Annotated in this window: 20 protein-coding genes; 9 read left to right on the top strand and 11 right to left on the bottom strand. The window is 67.8% G+C overall.

The genetic code is table 11. The features are described 5' to 3' along the window. Positions 1–19: 19 nt before the first annotated feature. The 7 genes from gyrA to dnaA all read right to left on the bottom strand — a co-directional run bounded on the left by gyrA (position 20) and on the right by dnaA (position 11,901). On the bottom strand, positions 20–2,647 hold the full coding sequence (gene gyrA / locus AMK10_RS27035) for a DNA gyrase subunit A (protein ID WP_073750670.1): 2,628 nt from the start codon (positions 2,645–2,647) through the stop codon (positions 20–22). A 46-nt stretch (positions 2,648–2,693) separates the two neighbouring features. Beyond that, positions 2,694–4,763, bottom strand: coding sequence for a DNA topoisomerase (ATP-hydrolyzing) subunit B (gyrB, locus tag AMK10_RS27040; protein WP_073750673.1), 2,070 nt, complete (start codon positions 4,761–4,763; stop codon positions 2,694–2,696). A gap of 380 nt (positions 4,764–5,143) precedes the next feature. Further along, positions 5,144–5,713, bottom strand: a complete 570-nt coding sequence (locus AMK10_RS27045; protein WP_073750675.1) for a DUF721 domain-containing protein — start codon at positions 5,711–5,713, stop codon at positions 5,144–5,146. Then, a complete protein-coding gene (gene recF, locus AMK10_RS27050; protein WP_073750677.1) occupies positions 5,710–6,840 on the bottom strand; it encodes a DNA replication/repair protein RecF in 1,131 nt (376 codons plus the stop codon). Before recF ends, AMK10_RS27045 begins: the two co-directional genes overlap by 4 nt. A gap of 86 nt (positions 6,841–6,926) precedes the next feature. Further along, complete coding sequence (gene gnd, locus AMK10_RS27055) at positions 6,927–7,805, bottom strand: phosphogluconate dehydrogenase (NAD(+)-dependent, decarboxylating) (protein WP_073750678.1); 879 nt, start codon at positions 7,803–7,805, stop codon at positions 6,927–6,929. Positions 7,806–7,950: 145 nt separating this feature from the next. Further along, positions 7,951–9,081 (bottom strand): DNA polymerase III subunit beta, encoded by a 1,131-nt coding sequence (gene dnaN, locus AMK10_RS27060; protein ID WP_073750679.1) that lies wholly within the window; start codon positions 9,079–9,081, stop codon positions 7,951–7,953. A 1,026-nt stretch (positions 9,082–10,107) separates the two neighbouring features. Beyond that, positions 10,108–11,901, bottom strand: a complete 1,794-nt coding sequence (dnaA, locus tag AMK10_RS27070) for a chromosomal replication initiator protein DnaA (RefSeq protein WP_073750680.1) — start codon at positions 11,899–11,901, stop codon at positions 10,108–10,110. A gap of 381 nt (positions 11,902–12,282) precedes the next feature. On the opposite strand from dnaA, the gene rpmH reads away from it, so the two are divergent. The 9 genes from rpmH to AMK10_RS27115 all read left to right on the top strand — a co-directional run bounded on the left by rpmH (position 12,283) and on the right by AMK10_RS27115 (position 19,205). Continuing rightward, the gene (gene rpmH / locus AMK10_RS27075) at positions 12,283–12,420 is read left to right on the top strand and encodes a 50S ribosomal protein L34 (protein WP_014047156.1); all 138 of its coding nucleotides are present in this window, start codon (positions 12,283–12,285) and stop codon (positions 12,418–12,420) included. An 18-nt stretch (positions 12,421–12,438) separates the two neighbouring features. After that, the gene (gene rnpA, locus AMK10_RS27080; protein ID WP_073750681.1) at positions 12,439–12,810 is read left to right on the top strand and encodes a ribonuclease P protein component; all 372 of its coding nucleotides are present in this window, start codon (positions 12,439–12,441) and stop codon (positions 12,808–12,810) included. Next, positions 12,807–13,166: a membrane protein insertion efficiency factor YidD gene (yidD, locus tag AMK10_RS27085; protein WP_073750682.1), complete on the top strand. Its 360-nt coding sequence runs from the start codon at positions 12,807–12,809 to the stop codon at positions 13,164–13,166. The genes rnpA and yidD overlap by 4 nt, the downstream gene beginning before the upstream one ends. Positions 13,167–13,169: 3 nt before the next feature. Beyond that, positions 13,170–14,435 (top strand): membrane protein insertase YidC, encoded by a 1,266-nt coding sequence (yidC, locus tag AMK10_RS27090; protein ID WP_073750683.1) that lies wholly within the window; start codon positions 13,170–13,172, stop codon positions 14,433–14,435. 14 nt (positions 14,436–14,449) lie between these two features. Then, a complete protein-coding gene (locus AMK10_RS27095; protein ID WP_073750684.1) occupies positions 14,450–14,959 on the top strand; it encodes a Jag family protein in 510 nt (169 codons plus the stop codon). Positions 14,960–15,069: 110 nt separating this feature from the next. Further along, positions 15,070–15,789, top strand: coding sequence for a 16S rRNA (guanine(527)-N(7))-methyltransferase RsmG (rsmG, locus tag AMK10_RS27100; RefSeq protein ID WP_073750685.1), 720 nt, complete (start codon positions 15,070–15,072; stop codon positions 15,787–15,789). 304 nt (positions 15,790–16,093) lie between these two features. After that, positions 16,094–17,188, top strand: a complete 1,095-nt coding sequence (locus AMK10_RS27105; RefSeq protein ID WP_073750686.1) for a ParA family protein — start codon at positions 16,094–16,096, stop codon at positions 17,186–17,188. Beyond that, positions 17,185–18,282, top strand: a complete 1,098-nt coding sequence (locus AMK10_RS27110) for a ParB/RepB/Spo0J family partition protein (RefSeq protein ID WP_073750687.1) — start codon at positions 17,185–17,187, stop codon at positions 18,280–18,282. The genes AMK10_RS27105 and AMK10_RS27110 overlap by 4 nt, the downstream gene beginning before the upstream one ends. A gap of 305 nt (positions 18,283–18,587) precedes the next feature. After that, on the top strand, positions 18,588–19,205 hold the full coding sequence (locus AMK10_RS27115) for a GNAT family N-acetyltransferase (protein ID WP_073750688.1): 618 nt from the start codon (positions 18,588–18,590) through the stop codon (positions 19,203–19,205). Between the two features lie 75 nt (positions 19,206–19,280). On the opposite strand, the gene trxA is transcribed toward AMK10_RS27115, so the two are convergent. The 4 genes from trxA to sigM form a co-directional block, all read right to left on the bottom strand. Further along, a complete protein-coding gene (gene trxA / locus AMK10_RS27120; protein WP_073750689.1) occupies positions 19,281–19,613 on the bottom strand; it encodes a thioredoxin in 333 nt (110 codons plus the stop codon). A gap of 46 nt (positions 19,614–19,659) precedes the next feature. After that, complete coding sequence (gene trxB / locus AMK10_RS27125) at positions 19,660–20,631, bottom strand: thioredoxin-disulfide reductase (protein ID WP_073750691.1); 972 nt, start codon at positions 20,629–20,631, stop codon at positions 19,660–19,662. 126 nt (positions 20,632–20,757) lie between these two features. Then, on the bottom strand, positions 20,758–21,687 hold the full coding sequence (locus tag AMK10_RS27130) for a hypothetical protein (RefSeq protein WP_073750693.1): 930 nt from the start codon (positions 21,685–21,687) through the stop codon (positions 20,758–20,760). Continuing rightward, complete coding sequence (gene sigM / locus AMK10_RS27135) at positions 21,684–22,388, bottom strand: RNA polymerase sigma factor SigM (protein ID WP_073750695.1); 705 nt, start codon at positions 22,386–22,388, stop codon at positions 21,684–21,686. Before sigM ends, AMK10_RS27130 begins: the two co-directional genes overlap by 4 nt. Positions 22,389–22,391 lie beyond the last annotated feature (3 nt).

Consider the following 22,391-nt stretch of genomic DNA (forward strand, 5'->3'; position numbering starts at 1 on the left):
CCGTGGCTCCACTCACGCTCTACTCCTCGTGCTCCCCGGCCGAAGGCGCCGTGCCCTCGACTGTGCCCTCGACCACGCTCTCGGCATGGGCCTCGACCGTGGCGCCTTCGGCCTCATCGGTCCCGTCGACCTCTTCGGCCTCACGACCGGCCTCGGCGTTGCGCGCGATACCGACGACGGCATCGCGCTTGCCCAGATTGATCAGTTGGACGCCCATGGTGTCACGGCCCGTCTCCCTGACTTCATTGACTCGCGTACGGATCACACCACCGCCGAGCGTGATGGCGAGGATCTCGTCCGCTTCCTCCACCACCAGCGCGCCGACGAGCGACCCGCGGTCCTCGACGATCTTGGCCGCCTTGATGCCCAGACCGCCACGGCCCTGGACGCGGTACTCGTCGACCGCGGTCCGCTTCGCGTACCCGCCGTCGGTGGCAGTGAACACGAACGTACCGGGCCGGACAACATTCATCGAGAGCAGTTCGTCGCCCTCGCGGAAACTCATGCCCTTCACGCCCGACGTCGCGCGGCCCATCGGGCGCAGCGCGTCGTCCGTCGCCGTGAACCTGATCGACTGGGCCTTCCTGCTGATGAGCAGCAGGTCGTCCTCGGCCGACACCAACTCGGCGCCGATCAGCTCGTCGTCCGCGCCGCTCTCGGTCTCCCGGAGGTTGATCGCGATGACGCCACCGGAACGCGGCGAGTCGTAGTCCTTGAGCGAGGTCTTCTTCACCAGACCGCCCTTGGTCGCCAGGACCAGGTAGGGCGCCGCCTCGTAGTCGCGGATCGCGAGGATCTGGGCGATCTGCTCGTCCGGCTGGAAGGCGAGGAGGTTCGCGACGTGCTGGCCACGCGCGTCCCGGCCGGCGTCCGGCAGTTCGTACGCCTTGGCCCGGTAGACCCGGCCCTTGTTCGTGAAGAACAGCAGCCAGTGGTGCGTCGTCGACACGAAGAAGTGGTCGACGATGTCGTCTTCCTTGAGCTTCGTGCCCCGGACGCCCTTGCCGCCGCGCTTCTGCGAGCGGTAGTCGTCCGTCTTGGTGCGCTTGACGTAGCCGCCGCGGGAGATCGTGACGACGATGTCCTCCTCGGCGATGAGGTCCTCGATGGACATGTCACCGTCGAAGGGCACCAGCTTCGAGCGCCGGTCGTCGCCGAACTTGTCGACGATCGCCGCCAGTTCCTCGCTGACGATCTGCCGCTGCCGCGCCGGCGACGCGAGGATCTCGTTGTACTCGTTGATCTTCGCCTGGAGTTCGTCGTGCTCGGCGGTGATCTTCTGGTGCTCCAGCGCGGCCAGACGGCGCAGCTGCATCTCCAGGATCGCGTTCGCCTGGATCTCGTCGATCTCCAGCAGGCCCATCAGGCCCTCGCGCGCGATCTCCACCGTGTTGCTGCGACGGATGAGGGCGATGACCTCTTCGATCGCGTCCAGCGCCTTGAGCAGGCCGCGCAGGATGTGCGCCCGCTCCTCGGCCTTGCGCAGGCGGAACCTCGTACGCCGGACGATGACCTCGATCTGGTGCGTCACCCAGTGGCGGATGAACGCGTCGATCGACAGCGTGCGCGGCACCCCGTCGACGAGCGCCAGCATGTTCGCGCCGAAGTTCGTCTGCAGGTCGGTGTGCTTGTAGAGGTTGTTGAGCACGACCTTGGCGACCGCGTCACGCTTCAGCACGACGACCAGGCGCTGGCCCGTGCGCGAGGACGTCTCGTCGCGGACGTCAGCGATGCCGCCGACCTTGCCGTCCTTCACCAGGTCGGCGATCTTCTGCGCGAGGTTGTCGGGGTTGGTCTGGAACGGAAGCTCCGTGACGACCAGGCACTGCCTGTTCTGGATCTCCTCCACCGCGACGACCGCGCGCATGGTGATCGAGCCACGGCCGGTGCGGTACGCCTCCTCGATGCCCTTGCGGCCCACGACCAGCGCGCCGGTCGGGAAGTCCGGGCCCTTGATCCGCTCGATCAGGGCGTCCAGGAGCTCCTCGTGCGAGGCCTCCGGGTTCTCCAGGTACCACTGGGCACCGGCGGCGACCTCACGCAGGTTGTGCGGCGGGATGTTGGTCGCCATACCGACCGCGATGCCGGCGGAACCGTTCACCAGGAGGTTCGGGATGCGCGCCGGCAGGACCGTCGGCTCCTGGTTGCGGCCGTCGTAGTTGTCCTGGAAGTCGACGGTCTCCTCGTCGATGTCCCGGACCATCTCCATGGACAGCGGCATCATCTTGCACTCGGTGTACCGCATGGCGGCGGCCGGGTCGTTGCCCGGGGAACCGAAGTTGCCGTTGGAGTCCACCAGCGGCATGCGCAGCGACCACGGCTGCGCGAGGCGCACCAGGGCGTCATAGATGGAGGAGTCGCCGTGCGGGTGGTACGTGCCCATGACGTCGCCGACGACGCGGGCGCACTTGTAGAAGCCCTTCTCGGGCCGGTAGCCGCCGTCGTACATCGCGTACAGCACGCGGCGGTGGACGGGCTTCAGACCGTCCCTCACGTCGGGCAGGGCACGCGACACGATGACGGACATCGCGTAGTCGAGGTAGGAGCGCTGCATCTCCGTCTCGAGCCCGACGGGCTCGACACGCATGCCCACGCCCGGGACGATGGGCTCCTCTTCGGGCATCACAGGGGTGTTCTCGTCGGCCATTGCTGGTCAAAGTCCTTTCGCGCTACGGCTTGCTTGTACGGCCGACTCAGATGTCGAGGAAGCGGACGTCCTTGGCGTTGCGCTGGATGAACGAGCGCCGTGCCTCGACGTCCTCGCCCATCAGCACCGAGAACAGGTCGTCGGCCTGCGCGGCGTCGTCCAGCGTGACCTGGCCGAGCACACGGTGGTCGACGTCCATCGTGGTGACGCGCAGCTCCTCGGCGTTCATCTCACCGAGCCCCTTGAAGCGCTGGATCGAGTCTTCCTTGATGCGCTTGCCGTTCTGCTTGCCCAGGGCCACCAGGGCGTCGCGCTCGCGGTCCGAGTACGCGTACTCGAAGTCGTCGCGGCCCCACTTGATCTTGTAGAGCGGCGGGCGCGAGAGGTAGACGTGCCCGGACTCGACCAGCGGCCGCATGAAGCGGAACAGGAAGGTCAGCAGCAGGGTGTTGATGTGCTGGCCGTCGACGTCGGCGTCCGCCATCAGAATGATCTTGTGATAGCGGAGCTTCTCGATGTCGAAGTCCTCGTGGACCCCGGTGCCGAAGGCCGAGATCAGCGCCTGGACCTCGGTGTTCTGCAGGATCTTGTCGATGCGGGCCTTCTCGACGTTCAGGATCTTGCCCCGGATCGGCAGGATGGCCTGGTACATCGGGTTACGGCCGGACTTCGCCGAACCACCGGCGGAGTCACCCTCGACGATGAAGATCTCGCACTTCGTCGGGTCGTTGGACTGGCAGTCGCTCAGCTTGCCCGGCAGCGAGGCGCTCTCCAGGAGCCCCTTGCGCCGGGTGAGGTCACGCGCCTTGCGCGCCGCGACACGGGCCGTGGAGGCCGCGATGCCCTTGCGGATGATGTCGGCGGCCTCGTTGGGGTTCCGGTCGAACCAGTCCGTCAGCTGCTCGTGGACCACCTTCTGGACGAAGGTCTTGGCCTCGGTGTTGCCCAGCTTGGTCTTCGTCTGGCCCTCGAACTGCGGCTCGCCCAGCTTCACCGAGATGATCGCCGTCAGACCCTCGCGGACGTCCTCACCGGTGAGGTTGTCGTCCTTCTCGCGCAGCAGCTTCTTGTCGCGCGCGTAGCGGTTGACCAGCGAGGTCAGCGCCGCGCGGAAGCCCTCCTCGTGAGTACCGCCCTCGTGCGTGTGGATCGCGTTGGCGAAGGAGTAGACGCCCTCGCTGTACTGCGTGTTCCACTGCATGGCGATCTCGACCGAGAGGAGGCGCTCCTTGTCCTCGGCCTCGATGTCGATCACCGACTGGTGAATCAGCTCGCCCTTGCGGGAGTTGAGGTACTTGACGAAGTCGACGATGCCGTTCTCGTAGTGGTACGTGACCGTGCGGGTCGACTCCTCGTCCGGTACGTCCACCACCTCGGCGCTGTCCGCGCCCGCCGTGGCCTTCGCCGCCTCGCGCTCGTCGGTGAGCTTGAGGGTGAGTCCCTTGTTGAGGAACGCCATCTCCTGGAAGCGGCGCGAGAGGGTCTCGAAGGAGTAGTCGGTGGTCTCGAAGACATCGCCGTCGGCCCAGAAGGTGACGGTCGTACCCGTCTCCTCGGTGGCCTCGTGACGGGCCAGCGGGGCCGTCGGGACACCGAGCTTGTAGTCCTGGGTCCAGCGGTGACCGTCCGTCTTGACCTCGACGGCCACCCGCGTGGACAGAGCGTTGACGACGGACACACCGACGCCGTGCAGACCACCGGAGACGGCGTAACCGCCACCGCCGAACTTTCCGCCCGCGTGCAGGACGGTGAGCACGACCTCGACGGCCGGCTTGCCCTCGGACGGCACGATGCCGACCGGGATACCGCGGCCGTTGTCGACCACGCGCACCCCGCCGTCGGCGAGGATCGTGACGTCGATGGTGTCCGCGTGCCCGGCCATCGCCTCGTCGACCGAGTTGTCGACAACCTCTTGCACGAGGTGGTGGAGACCGCGCTCACCGGTGGACCCGATGTACATGCCGGGTCGCTTGCGGACCGCGTCCAGGCCTTCGAGCACGGTGATCGCGCTCGCGTCGTACGAGGCGGTCACCTCGCCGTGCTCACCGGCTGTGGACGGAATGTTCTCGTTGGGGTTGCCGGAATCGGCCACGAAGCGCCCTTTCTGGCACAGCACAGGCCGTTCTCCGGCAGGCGGGAGCGGCTGCGTCGTTCGGCTTGTATCGACGACTCCCGCGAGGAAGCGGGATTGTCCACCAGTCTACCGGTAGCGCCGACATGAATGGGGGTTTGCTGGCGCCTGAGTACGCATGTGCCGCCCTGAATGAGCGGCTGACGACTCCCCATATTCAGGAAGGGGCCCTGAGAGGCTCACGAGGGCATTGCGCGCTTCGGGCTGTCAACCTCCCGCTACGGTGAGGGACGCCTCAGGTTTCCCGTACGCCACAAAGACAGACAAAGCCGTACAGACCGGAAACACCGAGTCCTCAGCAAAACGGGACAGACACGGATGGGCTTGCTGCCGGGCCCGGGAGGCGGATCCGGGAAAAGGCCTGCTCAGCCGTAGGTGTCTCCGGGGCCCTTGCTTCCGGGAGTCCGAAGAGGGCCGAATCTGCGCTGTGGTCCGCCCGGACCCAGCACCTTGATCATCCGGACCGTTCCGTGGCCGAGGTCCGTGTTGAGCCGGGCCACCAGCTGCGGGGCCAGCAGCCGCAGCTGCGTCGCCCACGCCGTCGAGTCGCACTGCACCGTCAGAACCCGCTCGGCCGGATCCTCGTCGTACCGCACGGGCACGCAGTGATTGGCCAGATCGTCCCCCACGATCTGTGGCCACCGGCCCATCACTCCGCCGACCGCGGCGGGGGTCTCCCAGCCGCGCTCGGTGATCAGCCTGTTGATCGCCGACCCCAGGGCCAGCGGATCGCGGCCGTCGGAGCGCGCACCGGAACGCAGCCCGCCACCGCGCCTGGCCTGCTTCTTCTGCTGGGCTGCCGCGCCTCTGGCACGGGCCTGCTCCTTCGCCGCCCGCAACGCCACCCGTGCCAGGTCGACCCCGGACACCTCCGGCTGCTTCGCCGGGACGGGTCCGGACCCGTCCTGCTCGCGCTTCTCGCCCTGATCGCTCACAACCGCTCCACCGATCCGGCGGACACCGTGTACCGGGCGCCCGTCAGAACCCCCGGGACGTCGTCGTCCACGGCGGCCGTCACCAGCACCTGCTCGCCGGGGGCCACCAGCTCGGCCAGCCGCTCACGGCGGCGCGCGTCCAGCTCGGCGAAGACGTCGTCGAGCACCAGCACCGGCTCGTTGCCCTCGGTGCGCAGCAGGTCGTACGAGGCCAGCCGCAGCGCGAGCGCGTAGGACCAGGACTCGCCGTGGCTGGCGTACCCCTTCGCCGGCATCCCGCGCAGGCCCAGCACCAGGTCGTCGCGGTGCGGGCCGACCAGCGTCACCCCACGCTCGATCTCCTGCTTGCGGGCCTCGGCCAGCGCGGCCATCACCTGCTCGTACAGCTCCTCGCGGGTGCGTGCGGGATCCACGTCGGCCCCGACCGAGCTGCGGTACTCCAGGGTCACGGGTCCACCGCCCGGGGCGACATCGGCGTACGCCTTGTCCGCGAGCGGCTGGAGGGTGGCGATCAGATCCAGCCGCTGTGCCAGCAACTCCGCCCCCACCTGGCCGAGATGCTGGTCCCACACGTCCAGGGTGGACAGGTCCAGCGACCGGCCGCCGTGCCTGCGGGCCATGGCGGCGGACTTCAGCAGGGTGTTGCGCTGCTTCAGCACCCGCTCGTAGTCGGAGCGGACGCCCGCCATGCGAGGGGAGCGCGCGGTGATCAGCTCGTCGAGGAAGCGCCGGCGCTCGCCCGGATCGCCCTTCACCAGGGCCAGGTCCTCGGGGGCGAAGAGCACCGTCCGCACGATCCCCAGGACGTCACGCGGTCTGACCTGCGAGGACCTGTTGATACGCGCCCGATTGGCGCGGCCGGGGTTGAGCTCCAGCTCGATCAGCTGTGACCGCTCGCCCTGGGTGACCGCGGCACGGACCACGGCGCGCTCGGCGCCCATCCGCACCAGCGGGGCGTCCGACGACACCCGGTGGCTGCCGAGCGTCGCGAGATAGCCGACCGCCTCGACGAGATTGGTCTTGCCCTGGCCGTTGGCCCCCACGAACACGGTGACGCCCGGGTCGAGAGGAACCTCGACCCGGGCGTACGAGCGGAAGTCGGCCAGCGAAAGATGCGTGACGTGCATGATCGCCGACCCTTCGACTGCTTGCTCTGCTGTGTGCTGCTGTGCCGCGGGCCGTCCTCCGGCTCACGGCTGCTTCTTGCTCGCCGCTACTTCTTGTTCTCGACGGCGTGGCCACCGAACTGGTTGCGCAGCGCGGCGATCATCTTCATCTGCGGCGAGTCGTCCTGCCGCGAGGCGAAGCGCGCGAAGAGGGACGCGGTGATCGCGGGCAGCGGCACCGCGTTGTCGATGGCGGCCTCGACCGTCCACCGGCCCTCGCCGGAGTCCGCGGCGAAGCCACGGAGCTGGTCGAGGTGCTCGTCGTCGTCGAGCGCGTTGACCGCCAGGTCGAGCAGCCAGGAACGGATGACCGTGCCCTCCTGCCAGGAGCGGAAGACCTCGCGCACGTCGGTGACGGAGTCGACCTTCTCCAGGAGCTCCCAGCCCTCGGCGTAGGCCTGCATCATGGCGTACTCGATGCCGTTGTGGACCATCTTGGCGAAGTGGCCGGCGCCGACCTTGCCCGCGTGGACGGAACCGAACTCACCCTCGGGCTTGAGCGCGTCGAAGACCGGCTGGACCTTCTCGACGTTCGCGGCGTCGCCGCCGTACATCAGGGCGTAGCCGTTCTCCAGGCCCCAGACACCGCCGGAGACGCCGCAGTCGACGAAGCCGATGCCCTTGATGCCCAGCTCGACCGCGTGCTTCTCGTCGTCGGTCCAGCGGGAGTTCCCACCGTCGACGACGACGTCGCCCGGGGAGAGCAGCTCGGCCAGCTCGTCGATGGTGGACTGGGTCGCGGCGCCGGCCGGGACCATCACCCACACGACGCGCGGGCCCTTGAGCTTGCCCACAAGCTCTTCCAGGCTGTGGACATCGGCGACGTCCGGGTTGCGGTCGTAACCGATGACCGTGTGGCCTGCGCGGCGGATGCGCTCGCGCATGTTGCCGCCCATCTTGCCGAGGCCGACGAGACCGAGCTCCATCAGAGATTCCTTTAGCGTTGTGCCGATTCGTACCTGGGACCGAGCCTACGCCCGGCCGGTACCGCACGGCGGGGTGCAGCACGGCGGGCTCGCTCGGCGCTGAGCCTGTCCACCGGAAGCTGCCATGACAGGAACGACCGCCGGGTCAGCCCGAGAGGCGGACCGGCATGATCAGGTACTTGTACGCGTCGTTCGCCTCGGCGTCGACGGCGGGACGGCCGCTGAGCAGGGCCGGCTTCGTCGACGTCGTGAAGGAGAGCTGGGCGACGGGGGAGTCGATCGCGCTGAGACCGTCCAGCAGGAAGGTCGGGTTGAAGGCGATCGAGATGTCGTCGCCCTCCAGCACGGCGTCGACACGCTCCACAGCCTGTGCGTCGTCGCTGGAACCGGCTTCCAGGATCAGAACGCCCTGCTCGAAGCTGAGCCGCACCGGGGTGTTGCGCTCGGCGACGAGGGCGACACGCTTGACGGCCTCGACGAACGGGGCGGTCTCGATCACCGCGACCGAGTTGAACTCGGTCGGGAAGAGCGTGCGGTACTTCGGGAGGTCGCCCTCGAGCAGCCGGGTGGTCGTGCGGCGGCCCGCGCCCTCGAAGCCGATGAGCCCCTCACCCGCACCCGAACCGGACAGGGCGAGCGTCACCGTGTCACCGCTGGTGAGCGCCTTGGCGGTGTCCAGGAGCGTCTTGGCGGGCACCAGGGCCACGGCCGACGCGTCCGGGTTCTCCGGCTTCCACAGGAACTCGCGGACCGCGAAGCGGTAGCGGTCGGTCGACGCGAGGGTGACGGTGTCGCCCTCGATCTCGATCCGGACGCCGGTCAGGACGGGCAGGGTGTCGTCACGCCCTGCCGCGATGGCGACCTGGGCGGCAGCCGAGGCGAAGACCTCACCGGGGACGGTGCCCGTGGCCGTCGGCATCTGCGGCAGGGCCGGGTACTCCTCCACAGGCAGTGTGTGGAGGGTGAACCGCGAGGAGCCGCAGACCACCGTGGCCCGCACACCGTCGGTGGAGATCTCCACCGGGCGGTTCGGCAGGGCGCGGCAGATGTCGGCGAGGAGCCGGCCGGAGACGAGCACCGTGCCGTCCTCCTCGATCTCGGCGTCCACCGAGACCTTGGCCGAGACCTCGTAGTCGAAGCTCGAGAAGCTGAGGGCTCCGTCCTCAGCCTTCAGGAGAAGGCCCGCGAGAACGGGCGCCGGCGGACGGGCCGGGAGGCTGCGGGCCACCCAGGCCACCGCCTCCGCGAGTACATCGCGCTCCACCCGGATCTTCACCGGAACCGCCTCCTGCTGTTGCTCGCTCGCCCTGCTGGCCTTCGTCGTCTGATCGGGGCTCCCTGCCGAAGGGCTGGGGAGGCCGCCGGGGACCAGTCTGACGTACGGCACTGACACTCGTTGCTGCTCGGGGTCAAGTCGAGCCAAGAGGTTCGCCGCGCTCGCTCCTCGAGTTGTGCACAGGCCCCACTTCGAAGCTGATTCCTGGCTAACTCTGAGTGGTAGTAGTAGTAGGCCCTGTGGAAACCGTGGATAACGTCATCTGCGCAGGTCAGAGCCGGTTTTTTGTCCACCGACCCTGTGGGTGGCACCGGTGGACAACCAGGTGCTTCTGTGGACACGCGAAAGTTCTGCACACCCGATGCACAGGGCCGGGTGACTTCTCCCCAGGGCTGTCCCCAGCTTTACCCACGTTCCCCACAGCTCAACCGAGGCCCCTGGTGTGACGCCTTTCACTCTCGGCAGTGAAAGGCGGTGTCGCGTTGCCGAACAGTGGACAGGGGTGTGGAGAAGCTGGGGACAACGGCCCACAGCCTGTGGGCTGCCGGTGGACAACATCGATGAGGCCCTGTGGACGGAAATTCTGTCCACAGGCTGTGGATCATTGTTGACCACAAATCCCCAGGCATCTGACCTGCCCTGATGGAGTATCGACAGCCGGTCCTGTGGAAGCAATCTGGACAACTTCACAGTCCCCAGGCTGTGGACGCGAGATTCCTCGATCATCTGTGGAGAGAGGCCCTTCCGGGGGCCGTATTCGAACATTGGCCGCCGACTCGGCCTGCCCACAGGTCCTCGCCCGGGGCCGGAGGAGGCGTGCCGAGCGGTCTCGGGGACCATTCCCCGCCTGACACCCGGCCACTCCTGGAGCCGTCCTGTGGAACTCGGCGGAGCCTCCTGGGGAACTCCGCCGAGCCTTCCGGGGAGTGCCCCTGACGGCAGAGGGCGCCCCAGGAGGACGTCGTACGGTCCTCTCGGGGCGCCCTCAGGAGCGCGCTGCGGCGGGTCTGGCCGTCGCCTTCGGCCTCAGCCGTTCTTGATGCGGTTGGTGAGCTCGGTGACCTGGTTGTAGATGGAGCGGCGCTCCGCCATCAGCGCGCGGATCTTCCGGTCGGCGTGCATCACCGTGGTGTGGTCGCGCCCTCCGAACTGTGCCCCGATCTTGGGCAGGGAGAGATCCGTCAGCTCGCGGCACAGATACATGGCGATCTGGCGCGCCGTCACCAGGACACGGCTGCGCGAGGATCCGCAGAGGTCCTCCACCGTCAGCCCGAAATAGTCCGCGGTGGCCGCCATGATGGCCGGCGCCGTGATCTCGGGGGCGGAGTCCTCGCCGCCGGGGATCAGGTCCTTGAGCACGATCTCGGTCAGGCCGAGGTCCACCGGCTGCCGGTTGAGGCTCGCGAAGGCGGTCACGCGGATGAGTGCGCCCTCCAGCTCACGGATGTTGCGCGAGATGCGGGAGGCGATGAACTCGAGGACCTCGGGCGGGGCGTTGAGCTGCTCCTGCACGGCCTTCTTGCGGAGGATCGCGATACGCGTCTCCAGCTCCGGAGGCTGCACATCGGTGGTGAGGCCCCACTCGAACCGGTTGCGCAGCCGGTCCTCCAGGGTCACCAGCTGCTTGGGCGGGCGGTCGGAGGACAGAACGATCTGCTTGTTGGCGTTGTGCAGCGTGTTGAAGGTGTGGAAGAACTCCTCCTGCGTCGACTCCTTGCTCGCCAGGAACTGGATGTCGTCGACCAGGAGGATGTCCACGTCGCGGTAGCGCTTGCGGAAGGTGTCGCCCTTGCCGTCGCGGATCGAGTTGATGAACTCGTTGGTGAACTCCTCGGAGCTCACGTACCGCACCCGGGTGCCCGGGTAGAGGCTGCGCGCGTAGTGGCCGATGGCGTGCAGCAGGTGGGTCTTCCCGAGCCCCGACTCCCCGTAGATGAACAGGGGGTTGTAGGCCTTGGCGGGGGCTTCGGCGACGGCCACCGCGGCCGCGTGGGCGAACCGGTTGGACGCGCCGATGACGAAGGTGTCGAAGAGGTACTTCGGGTTCAGCCGGGCGTGCGGCTCACCCGTGCCGGGCGGTGGCGCGGACTGCGTGCCCATGGGGCCGCCGCCGGCTCGCGAGGGCCCGGGGCCGGGCTGGCGGTGCTGCGGCTGCTGCTCCTGCAGATCGTGCCGGTCGCGGCCGTCACGCTGCTGTTCGTAGCCCTGGTGCTCGGGTGGCTGCGGACGGTAGTCGTGCTGCGGCTGCTGGGGGCGCGGGCTCGCGTACGGGTCGCGGTCCTGGTAGCCGCCGTGCCGCGGCTGCCACGAGAGGTCCTCCTGTGCGCGGGGCCAGGCGCCGGGCTCGGGGCGGTGCTGCTGGTAGTCCGGGTAGGCCGGGCGGGCCGTCGGCATGCCGTCGTCGGAGGGCCTGGGGCCGTAGCTGTCGTACCCGTCGTTGCGCGGGGGCTCGTCGTGCTGCGGCCCTTGGTAGCGATGGGACTGCTGGCCCTGGTGGGGCTGGTGCGACGAGTGCATGGGCGGTGCCGGCGGGGCGGGGGGCTCGCCGGCGGAGTCGTCGACGGTGATCGCGATCCGGATCGGACGCCCGCACTCGCGGGTGAGCGTCTCGCTGATGAGCGGGGCGAGCCGGCCCTCCAGGACGCGCTTGCCCCACTCGTTGGGCACGGCGAGCAGCGCGGTGTCGGCGACGAGCGCCAGAGGCTGGCAGCGCTCGATCCACTGCTTGTCCTTCGGCTCGATGCCCTGCTGGCCCTCTCCGAGGAGTTGTTCCAGCACTCGTGGCCACACTGCGGCAAGATCGGCAGGTACGTCAGCCACAAGGCACGCTCTCTCGCATGTCCCACGAATGTGTGCTTCTCGGGACGGGATGGGTCGGGTCGGGTGAGGCCCGGCAGGGGGGAAGGAAAAGAACCGGAGTTCAGCCACGGTAGTCAGCCCGACCCGCACGGTTCAAGTTGTTGTCCACAGGCTGTGTACAGCACGGGGTGCCGAGGAGCTGGTTTGACCGAATGGCGCAGCCGCGCGTACCGTGACCAGGTCGAGTTGTCGATGGCTGCTGCCGCCTGCCTCCGATGGGCAAACATCACGATCTGTGATTGTGAAGCGGTGCACTAAGGCGTTTACGCGAGTTCCTCGTGGGCGCACGGTGACAGCCAGGCGATGTCCCGCCAACACACGAATCATTTCTGGAGCCCCCGAGTGAGCAAGCGCACCTTCCAGCCGAACAATCGTCGTCGCGCCAAGACCCACGGCTTCCGGCTGCGTATGCGTACCCGTGCCGGCCGCGCGATTCTCGCGAACCGCCGTGGCAAGGGTCGCGCAAACCTGTCCGCCTGATCGCGGCCAGGTCATGACGTGCTGCCTACCGAGAATCGGCTGAGGCGGCGCGAGGACTTCGCAGCCGCTGTACGCCGGGGACGTCGGGCCGGACGCCCGCTACTCGTCGTACATCTACGCAGCGGTGTTACGGACCCGCACGTGACAGGGGAGAGTGCTCCCCCGCCGCGTGCGGGTTTCGTTGTCAGCAAAGCAGTGGGTGGCGCGGTCGTCCGGACCGCGGTGAAGCGCAGGCTTCGCCATCTGGTGCGCGAACGGCTGGCTCAGCTGCCCCCCGGTAGCCTTGTTGTCGTACGAGCGCTGCCCGGATCGGGCGACGCCGACCATGCACAGCTGGCCCGAGACCTGGATGCCGCACTTCAGCGGCTACTGGGAGGGGGCGCGCGATGAAGTACCCGCTGCTGGCTCTCATCAAGCTGTATCAGTGGACGATCAGCCCGCTCCTCGGGCCTGTCTGCCGTTACTACCCGTCGTGTTCCCACTATGGATATACGGCGATCGACCGGCACGGTGCGATCAAGGGAACTGCGCTGACCGCATGGCGCATCCTGCGATGCAATCCGTGGTCACCCGGCGGCGTGGATCACGTACCGCCACGCAAACGTCCGCGTTGGCACGAACTGCTGCGCAGCTATGTGCGTGGTGGCAAGGGCGGGGACTCCGCCGCCGATGTGCCTTCCGGGGGGTCGGTCTCCGAACCCCTGAGCCCGGCCAAAGAGACCTCGCCCAATGCTCAAGGAGCCTGATTAGTGGACACGATTGCCAGTCTGTTCAGCTTTATCACCACACCTGTCTCGTGGGTCATTGTCCAGTTCCACAAGCTGTACGGAGCCCTCTTCGGCGATGACACGGGCTGGGCCTGGGGCCTGTCCATCGTGTCCCTGGTGGTCCTGATCCGGATCTGCCTGATCCCGCTCTTCGTGAAGCAGATCAAGTCGACCCGGAACATGCAGGTGCTCCAGCCGAAGATGAAGGCGATCCAGGAGCGCTACAAGAACGACAAGCAGCGTCAGTCCGAAGAGATGATGAAGCTGTACAAGGAGACGGGTACCAACCCGCTCTCCTCGTGCCTTCCGATCCTGGCGCAGTCCCCGTTCTTCTTCGCCCTGTATCACGTGCTCTCGGCCATCGCCTCGGGCAAGACGATCGGCGTGATCGACCAGCCGCTGCTCGACAGCGCGCGTCAGGCGCACATCTTCGGTGCTCCGCTGGCTGCGAAGTTCATGGACAGCGAAGAGAAGGTCTCGGCGCTCGGCGCCTCGCTGACCGATGTCCGTGTCGTGACCGCGGTCATGATCGTGATGATGTCGGCCTCGCAGTTCTTCACCCAGCGCCAGCTGATGACGAAGAACGTCGACCTGACGGTGAAGACCCCGTACATGCAGCAGCAGAAGATGCTGATGTACATCTTCCCCGTGATCTTCGCCGTCATGGGTATCAACTTCCCCGTCGGTGTCCTCGTGTACTGGCTGACCACCAACGTCTGGACCATGGGTCAGCAGATGTACGTGATCAACCAGAACCCGACCCCGGGCAGCAAGGCGCAGGACCAGTACCTCGGCCGGCTGCTGAAGAGCGTGACCTCTCACGGTCAGGTGCGGGGCAGGACCCGGCGCAACACCGTGAAGCGGATCGTCGCCAAGGGGACCGACCGCAACGACATCGAGCGCAAGTTCATCACCGGTCTGAGCAAGCTGGGTCTCGCGGCCCAGGAGGACGGGACGGTGGCGAAGAGCGAAGCAGCCGTCCTCGAGGCAGAGGGCGGCGCCGCACCCAAGCGCCACCAGCCCAAGCGCCAGACCAAGGCGAAGCGTCAGACTGCTGCCACGCATCCCGGCGCGGCGAAGGACTCCGAGTCCACCGACTCGGGATCCAAGACCTCGCTGGAGAAGCAGGACGCATCGCAGGACAAGCCGAAGACGGCGGACAAGCCCGCCGCGTCCGGCTCCTCACGCCAAGCCAAGTCCGGACAGCGCAAGGGTCCGCAGCGGCCCAAGCACCCGTCCAAGAAGTAAGAAGGAGTCCATCCGTGACGGAAGGCACCACCACCACGGCCGCTGAGGGCAGCGACACCCTGACCCGCCTCGAGCAGGAGGGGGAGATCGCGGCCGATTACCTCGAAGGCCTGCTCGACATCGCCGACCTCGACGGCGACATCGACATGGATGTGGAGGCGGACCGGGCCGCGGTCTCGATCATCAGCGAATCGGCGCGTGACCTGCAGAAGCTTGTGGGCCGTGACGGAGAGGTGCTGGAGGCTCTCCAGGAGCTGACGCGCCTGGCCGTGCACCGTGAGACCGGTGACCGCAGCCGCCTGATGCTGGACATCGCGGGCTTTCGGGCCAAGAAGCGTGAGGTCCTCGCCGCGCTGGGTGCCAAGGCCGCGGACGAGGTCAAGAGCTCTGGTGAGCCGGTGAAGCTGGAGCCGATGACGCCGTTCGAGCGCAAGGTCGTGCACGACGCGGTCGCGGCAGCAGGGCTCCGCAGCGAGTCCGAGGGCGAGGAGCCGCAGCGCTTCGTCGTCGTTCTGCCGGCCTGACCGGATCCTTGTACTGTCGGCCCCGTCTGTTCGCAGGCGGGGCCGATCTTTGTCAGCCTGATAGTCAGCCACCCACAGTGCGCTAGTGCGGTACGGAAGGACGGTTTCCCGTGACGGAGGCAGCAGCCGAGCTCCCTCAGGCGCCCAAGGAGGCGCAGGCGGTATTCGGTGAGTTCTTTCCAGAGGCTGTCAGGTACGCGGAGCTGCTGGCGGACGCGGGGGTCAAGCGGGGACTGATCGGTCCACGCGAGGTGCCGCGGCTCTGGGAGCGCCACCTGCTGAACTGCGCGGTCCTCTCCGAGGTGGTTCCCGAAGGCGTCACGGTGTGCGATGTGGGTTCGGGGGCCGGCCTTCCCGGCATCCCGCTGGCGCTGGTGCGCCCCGACCTCAAGATCACGCTGCTCGAGCCGCTGTTGCGCCGTACGAACTTCCTCCAGGAGGTCGTCGAGCTCCTGGGCCTGGACCATGTGACGGTCGTCCGCGGTCGGGCCGAAGAGGTGCTCGGGACGCTGCAGCCCGTACATGTGGTGACGGCCAGGGCCGTGGCGCCGCTCGACCGGCTCGCGGGATGGGGTGTGCCCCTGCTCCGTCCCTACGGGGAGATGCTGGCGCTCAAGGGAGGAACCGCCGAGGAGGAGATTCAGGGGGCGCGTGCCGCTCTGAGCAAGCTCGGCGTGGTGGAGACAGAGGTGCTGCACGTGGGCGAGGGGTTGGTCGACCCCGCTTCCACGGTCGTGCGCGTGGTGGTCGGGGAGAGCCCGGGTGGTGTGAGGTTCGCCGCAAAGAGGGCCAAGGCCGCCAGGGTGGGCCGGACGCGCCGACGCCGTTGAGTGTCCGGTGACCCTTGAACAAAGGGGTCGCTTTCATCACTTTCCGCCCTGGTGAGGCGCTTTTGCACTGATGCTCCATGCAAGCAGCGATATGTGCTGCCTGCGGAGTGTCGGGAGCGTGCCGCTGTGCCGCAGAGGCATCGTGTTTCACGTGAAACGTCGCTCTCTGCTGCAGGGAATCATCGGCCGCGGTCGTGCGGCTGCCGCGCCGCGCGACCGCAAGCCCGTACGGGCTACGAAGTTGTCCACAGAACCGGATTCATCCACAGAACAGTCGGCCTCGCTGGTTCACGACCCCGAAAGCATGGCAGGCTCAGTTCATTGCGAGCCTGAAGTCGAGGAGAGTGAATCCTTGCGGTCCGATGCCAACATCGCGGGACCGATGACCGATCCGGTCCCCGGTCCCCGTACCGAGTCCCTGGGGGACGGTGTTTCACGTGAAACACCGCCACCGATGGACGACACACCCATTGGTCGTGCGGCTCAGCTGGCGGTCGAGGCCCTCGGCCGCGCCGGCGAAGGGCTGCCGCGACCAGACCGGACGCGCGTCATGGTTGTCGCCAACCAGAAGGGCGGTGTCGGCAAGACGACCTCGACGGTCAACCTTGCCGCTTCGCTCGCACTGCACGGCGCGCGCGTTCTGGTCGTGGACCTCGACCCGCAGGGGAACGCCTCCACGGCACTGGGGATCGACCATCACGCAGAGGTTCCCTCCATCTATGACGTTCTCGTGGAGAGCATGCCTCTCTCCGAGGTGGTTCAGCCCGTCCCCGATGTCGAAGGTCTCTTCTGTGCACCGGCCACCATCGATCTCGCCGGTGCGGAGATCGAGCTGGTGTCGCTGGTGGCGCGAGAGAGCCGGCTTCAGCGGGCGATCCAGGCGTATGACCAGCCGCTGGACTACATCCTCATCGACTGCCCGCCGTCGCTCGGCCTGCTGACGGTCAACGCTCTGGTTGCCGGAGCCGAGGTGCTCATCCCGATCCAGTGCGAGTACTACGCCCTGGAGGGCCTCGGGCAGCTGCTGCGCAACGTCGACCTGGTCCGTGGGCACCTGAACCCGGATCTTCACGTCTCGACGATCCTGCTCACCATGTACGACGGCAGGACCAGGCTCGCTTCTCAGGTCGCCGAGGAGGTGCGCACCCACTTCGGCAAGGAGGTGCTGCGGACCAGCATTCCGCGATCCGTACGTATCTCGGAGGCACCGAGTTACGGCCAGACGGTCCTGACGTACGATCCGGGCTCCAGCGGGTCCCTCTCCTACCTGGAAGCGGCCCGTGAGATCGCCCTGAGGGGTGTAGGAGTGCATTACGAAGCCCAGCACGCCCCTGCGGGCGAGCCTGCCCACACGGGCGTCCAGAACAGTCAGCAGAGCAACTCGGAGGGCATGCAGTGAGTGAGCGTCGTAGAGGGCTGGGGCGTGGACTCGGTGCACTGATCCCCGCAGCTCCCCAGGAGAAGCAGGTCCCCGGTCCCGGAGCCGGTACGAACACGAGCGCCTCGCCCGTGCTGGCCGCCGAGCGAGGAGTGGCCGCCGCGAAGCTGGCAGGGCTCTCCTCAGGACCGGTGGTGCCGGAGCCGAGCTCTCCCGTCGGTGAGTCGGAGTCCGCCACGGAGCAGACCGACTCCGCCGGCGCGTATTTCGCCGAGCTTCCCCTTGCATCCATCACGCCCAACCCCAGGCAGCCCCGTGAGGTCTTCGACGAGGACGCTCTGGCCGAGCTGGTCACCTCCATCAAGGAGGTCGGTCTCCTCCAGCCCGTCGTCGTCCGCAAGGTCGCCGAGGACCGCTACGAGCTCATCATGGGTGAGCGTCGCTGGAGGGCCTGTGGCGAGGCCGGTCTGGAGCGCATCCCCGCGATCGTCCGTGCGACGGACGACGAGAAGCTTCTCCTGGACGCTCTCCTGGAGAACCTGCACCGGGCCCAGCTGAACCCCCTGGAGGAGGCGGCTGCGTACGACCAGCTGCTGAAGGACTTCAAGTGCACGCATGATCAGCTGGCGGACCGGATCGGCCGGTCGCGTCCCCAGGTGTCGAACACGCTCCGACTGCTCAGGCTCTCCGCGCCGGTGCAGCGGCGGGTGGCGGCCGGCGTTCTCTCAGCCGGTCATGCACGGGCGCTGCTGTCCGTGGACGATTCCGAGGAGCAGGACCGGCTGGCTCACCGCATCGTGGCCGAGGGGCTGTCGGTGCGCGCGGTCGAGGAGATCGTGAATCTTCTCGGCTCCGAGCCCGCAAGCTCCGCGAAGCCTCGGGGCCCCAGGGCCGGAGGGCGTGTCTCGCCCGCCCTGACCGACCTCGCCTCGCGCCTCTCGGACCGCTTCGAGACGCGGGTGAAGGTCGACCTGGGGCAGAAGAAGGGCAAGATCGTCGTCGAGTTCGCCTCGATGGAGGATCTGGACCGCATTCTCGGCAGCCTCGCTCCGGGCGAGGGACGCGTGCTGGAGCGGAGCATCGAAGAGGAGCAGGCCGAGGGCGACGACGCCTGAGTCTGCGGCAGAGCAAAGGGCGGGCCTGATTCCGGAAGTTCTCCGGAACCAGGCCCGCCCTTTGCTCTCTCTCGGTATCCGCATCACCTCTGGGTGGATACGATGCGTTCTGGTATGGCGTATCCATCACCGTGATCCACCTCAGAGGAGGCGGCGGCCGTGCGATCAGTGAATCGCAGCCACCTGGTGTCAGTCGGGTTGGGGCTTGGAGCTGTCGGGGGGTTCGTCGGCAGCCTGTTCCGAGAACGGAGTGCGCTCGCAGCCGCACGTGATGCGGCGGGCGAAGGAAGTGAGGAACCGCCTTCATGGGGCGTCGGCTCGTACCGCTCACACTGGACAACCTTCCGGATCTCCCCAGGCGCTGCCGCTCGTGTGTCTTCTGGGAGCTTGATCCGGTCAGCGGGGAAGCTGCGGTAAAGGCGGGCAGGCCCGAGCTCGAGAAGGAAGCCTGGATCTCGGCCGTGCTGCTGGAGTGGGGTTCCTGTGGACGGGTCGTCTACGTGGACGATGTCGCGGCGGGCTTCGTGCTCTACGCGCCGCCCGCCTATGTTCCGCGGGCCACGGCGTTCCCCACCAGTCCTGTCTCCCCCGATGCCGTGCAGCTGATGACGGCGATGATCACACCAGGTTTCCAGGGGCAGGGGCTGGGGCGTGTGATGGTGCAGACGGTCGCCAAGGACCTGCTGCGGCGGGGCTTCAAGGCAATCGAGGCTTTCGGCGACGCGCGGTGGAAGGAACCGGCGTGCGTGCTGCCGGCGGATCACCTGCTCGCGGTCGGCTTCAAGACGGTGCGCCCACACCCCGTGCATCCGCGGCTTCGACTCGAGCTGCGTACGACGCTCTCCTGGAAGGAGGACGTCGAGCTGGCACTGGACCGGTTGCTCGGCGTCGTACAGAAGGAACCGGTGCTGCGACCTCTCTGATCTGTCTCACGAGAACATGCAGAACGGGCCCACCCCGAAGGGTGGGCCCGTTTCACGTGAAACAGCGTGCCGCTGTTACTCGCCGATGAAGCTCTCGAGGTCGCGAATGATCGCGGCCTTCGGCTTGGCACCGACGATCGTCTTGGCGACCTCGCCGCCCTGGTACACGTTGAGCGTCGGGATCGACATCACGCCGTACTTGGCTGCGGTGGCCGGGTTCTCGTCGATGTTGAGCTTGACGATCTCGATCTGGTCGCCGTATTCAGCCGCGATGGCCTCCAGCGAAGGCGCGATCTGGCGGCACGGACCGCACCAAGCGGCCCAGAAGTCCACCAGGACGGGCTTGTCGTTCTTCAGGACGTCCTCATCGAAGGAGTCGTCAGTCACGTTCTTCAGGGCGCCGGCCACGGCGGCCTCCTTAACTTCGCGGGGTGTGGGGTCTAGGGGGTGGCAGTCAGACTGCCGGGGTCTTCTCCGGCTCGGCAAGCTGCTCGTCGGAGAGCGCGGCCAGGAAGCGCTCGGCGTCGAGTGCTGCCGAGCAGCCGGTACCGGCCGCGGTGATCGCCTGACGGTAGGTGTGGTCGACCACGTCGCCGGCGCCGAAGACACCCTTCAGGTTGGTGCGCGTCGAGGGAGCCGCGACCTTGAGGTAGCCCTCGTCGTCGAGGTCGAGCTGGCCCTTGAAGAGCTCCGTGCGGGGGTCGTGGCCGACGGCGATGAACAGGCCGGTCACCGGAAGCTCGGAGGTCTCGCCGGTCTTGGTGTTGCGCAGGGTGAGGCTGGAGAGCTTCTGGTCCCCGTGGACCGTGGCGACCTCGCTGTCCCAGGCGAACTTGATCTTCGGGTCGGCGAAGGCGCGCTCCTGCATGGCCTTGGAGGCACGCAGGGAGTCACGACGGTGGACGATGGTGACGGACTTGGCGAACCGGGAGAGGAAGGTCGCCTCCTCCATCGCGGTGTCGCCGCCGCCGACCACGGCGATGTCCTGGTCCTTGAAGAAGAAGCCGTCGCAGGTGGCGCACCAGGAGACGCCGCGTCCGGAGAGCGCGTCCTCGTTCGGCAGGCCGAGCTTGCGGTGCTGGGAGCCCGTGGTGACGATGACGGCCTTGGCGCGGTGAACTGTGCCCGCGGTGTCCGTGACCGTCTTGACGTCGCCGGAGAGGTCGACGGAGACCACGTCGTCGGGGATCAGCTCGGCGCCGAAGCGCTCGGCCTGGGCACGCATGTTGTCCATGAGCTCGGGGCCCATGATCCCGTCCTGGAACCCCGGGAAGTTCTCCACGTCGGTGGTGTTCATCAGTGCACCGCCGGCGGTGACGGCACCCTCGAACACCAGCGGCTTCAGCGACGCGCGAGCGGTGTACAGGGCGGCGGTGTAACCAGCCGGCCCGGAGCCGATGATGATCACATTACGGACGTCGCTCACGGGTTCTTCCTCGTCTCTGCAGACTGCCTACTGCCATCTGGGGTCGGTTCCACGACTCTCACCCCACCCAACGGATCCTACGGGGCATGCATTCCCGAAGTCCCGGACCGGCTGTTGGCGCGGTCCTCAGGGGCGTGTGTAGGACTCCGTGAGCAGCAGCCGGCCCTTGGTCGCGGGGGCGGAGTCCACGCACGCGGCGTCGACCACGTAGGCCTGTACACGGCTGGAGTCGGTCGCGTGAGGCAGTACGACGAGGAAGGCGTCCGTGCCCTGGTACCTGCCCTCTTCGACGGCCAGCGCCGGGGCTTCCCGGCCGGTGCCCTGCTGGACACACGGCGGGACAACCACGACGGGGGTAAGAAGAGGAGTGCGGGTGGACGCGGCGTCGGGGGACATGCCCTGGGGGGACGACTTGGTGTCCGCGGAGGGCTCGTCCGGGACACCAGGGGTCTCGGATGCCGTCGTTCCGCGCAGGAGCGAATGGACCTGGCCTTCGAGCGTGCGTTCCGAGAAATCTGCCACGCTCTTCTCGGCCGCGCTGGACCCCTGATCGGCCGACGTACCGGTCGAGTCCTGGACCGTCTGCAACAGAAGGACGCTCATGCCGACGGCAGCCGCACCGAACGCGGTCCCCAGGAACACTGTGCGGCGACGGCGCCTGGCCGGGTTCCTGCCGGGGCCGGTGGAGCCCCGAGGGCGCCCCGCAGGCCTGGGCGCGACGGTTCCCTCTGCCGCGAGCTCCTGTGTTTCACGTGAAACATGAACCACCGAGGTCGGCACATCGGGAGCGGGGGCCGTGTCCGGCGCAACGGCCGCTTCCGCTGCCAGGGCGGCGTCAATGCGCTCGGCGACGTCGTCGGGCATGGGCTCATGGGCGGTCATGGACCCGAGCAGTGAGCGGATCTCTTCCAGCGAGGCGTGGATCTCGGCGCACTGCTCACAGGTGTCGAGGTGGCGGCGGAGCGCCGTCTCGCGGGACGGCGGGAGGAGGCCTTCGGTGAGGTCGGAGATCTCCTCGACTTCCGGGTGCTGAGCCGTGTCGGCTGTGGATGTCATGCGAGCCCACCTCCACCCTTCACAGCCGCAGGATTGCCGTCGCCTGCATCTCTTGGTCCTGACGCCGGTGGGACGGATGTCCCCCGTGTGCGGTTCCTTTCCATGGTGCCGTCCCCGCTGTCCCCTCTGTTGCTGCGCAGATGAGTCAGCAGAGGAAGCAGTCTGGCCCGTCCTCGCGCGCAGCGGCTTTTCACCGTCCCTGTGGGGACGTCGAGGATGCGGGCCGCCTCGGCGACGGGATACGCCTGCATGTCCACCAGGATGAGGGCAGCACGCTGCTCGGCGGGCAGAGTGGCGAGGGCCGCGAGGAGTTCGCGGTGCAGGTCCTGTCGTTCGGCCGGTGCCTCGGCGGACTCGTGCGGCTCCAGGAGCTGATCGAGCCGCTCGGCGTCGTCCACCGGCGCGGTCTTGCGCGAGGCTGCTTTGCGGGCACGGTCCAGGCAGGCGTTGACGGTGATCCTGTGCAGCCAGGTGGTGACGGCGGACTGGCCCCGGAAGGTGTGCGCCGCGCGGAACGCGGAGACGAGGGCATCCTGCACGGCGTCGGCGGCCTCCTCGCGGTCCCCGAGCGTGCGGATCGCCACGGCCCAGAGGCGGTCACGGTGCCGCCGAACGAGCTCACCGAACGCGTCCGGTTCGCCTGCGACGTGCTGGGCCAGAAGATCCTGGTCGCTGATGTCGGCGAATCTGGCGTCGTTCAACGG

The sequence above is a fragment of the Streptomyces sp. CB02058 genome, from assembly GCF_001905505.1.
In the GTDB taxonomy this organism is placed as follows: Bacteria; Actinomycetota; Actinomycetes; order Streptomycetales; family Streptomycetaceae; genus Streptomyces.

Coding starts and splice junctions, on each gene's coding strand:
- AMK10_RS27115 (WP_073750688.1), top strand. CDS start 18,588: ATGGGGCGTCGGCTCGTACCGCTCACACTGGACAACCTTCCGGATCTC.
- AMK10_RS27105 (WP_073750686.1), top strand. CDS start 16,094: ATGGCAGGCTCAGTTCATTGCGAGCCTGAAGTCGAGGAGAGTGAATCC.
- yidD (WP_073750682.1), top strand. CDS start 12,807: ATGAAGTACCCGCTGCTGGCTCTCATCAAGCTGTATCAGTGGACGATC.
- recF (WP_073750677.1), bottom strand. CDS start 6,840: ATGCACGTCACGCATCTTTCGCTGGCCGACTTCCGCTCGTACGCCCGG.
- AMK10_RS27130 (WP_073750693.1), bottom strand. CDS start 21,687: ATGACATCCACAGCCGACACGGCTCAGCACCCGGAAGTCGAGGAGATC.
- gyrA (WP_073750670.1), bottom strand. CDS start 2,647: ATGGCCGACGAGAACACCCCTGTGATGCCCGAAGAGGAGCCCATCGTC.
- gnd (WP_073750678.1), bottom strand. CDS start 7,805: ATGGAGCTCGGTCTCGTCGGCCTCGGCAAGATGGGCGGCAACATGCGC.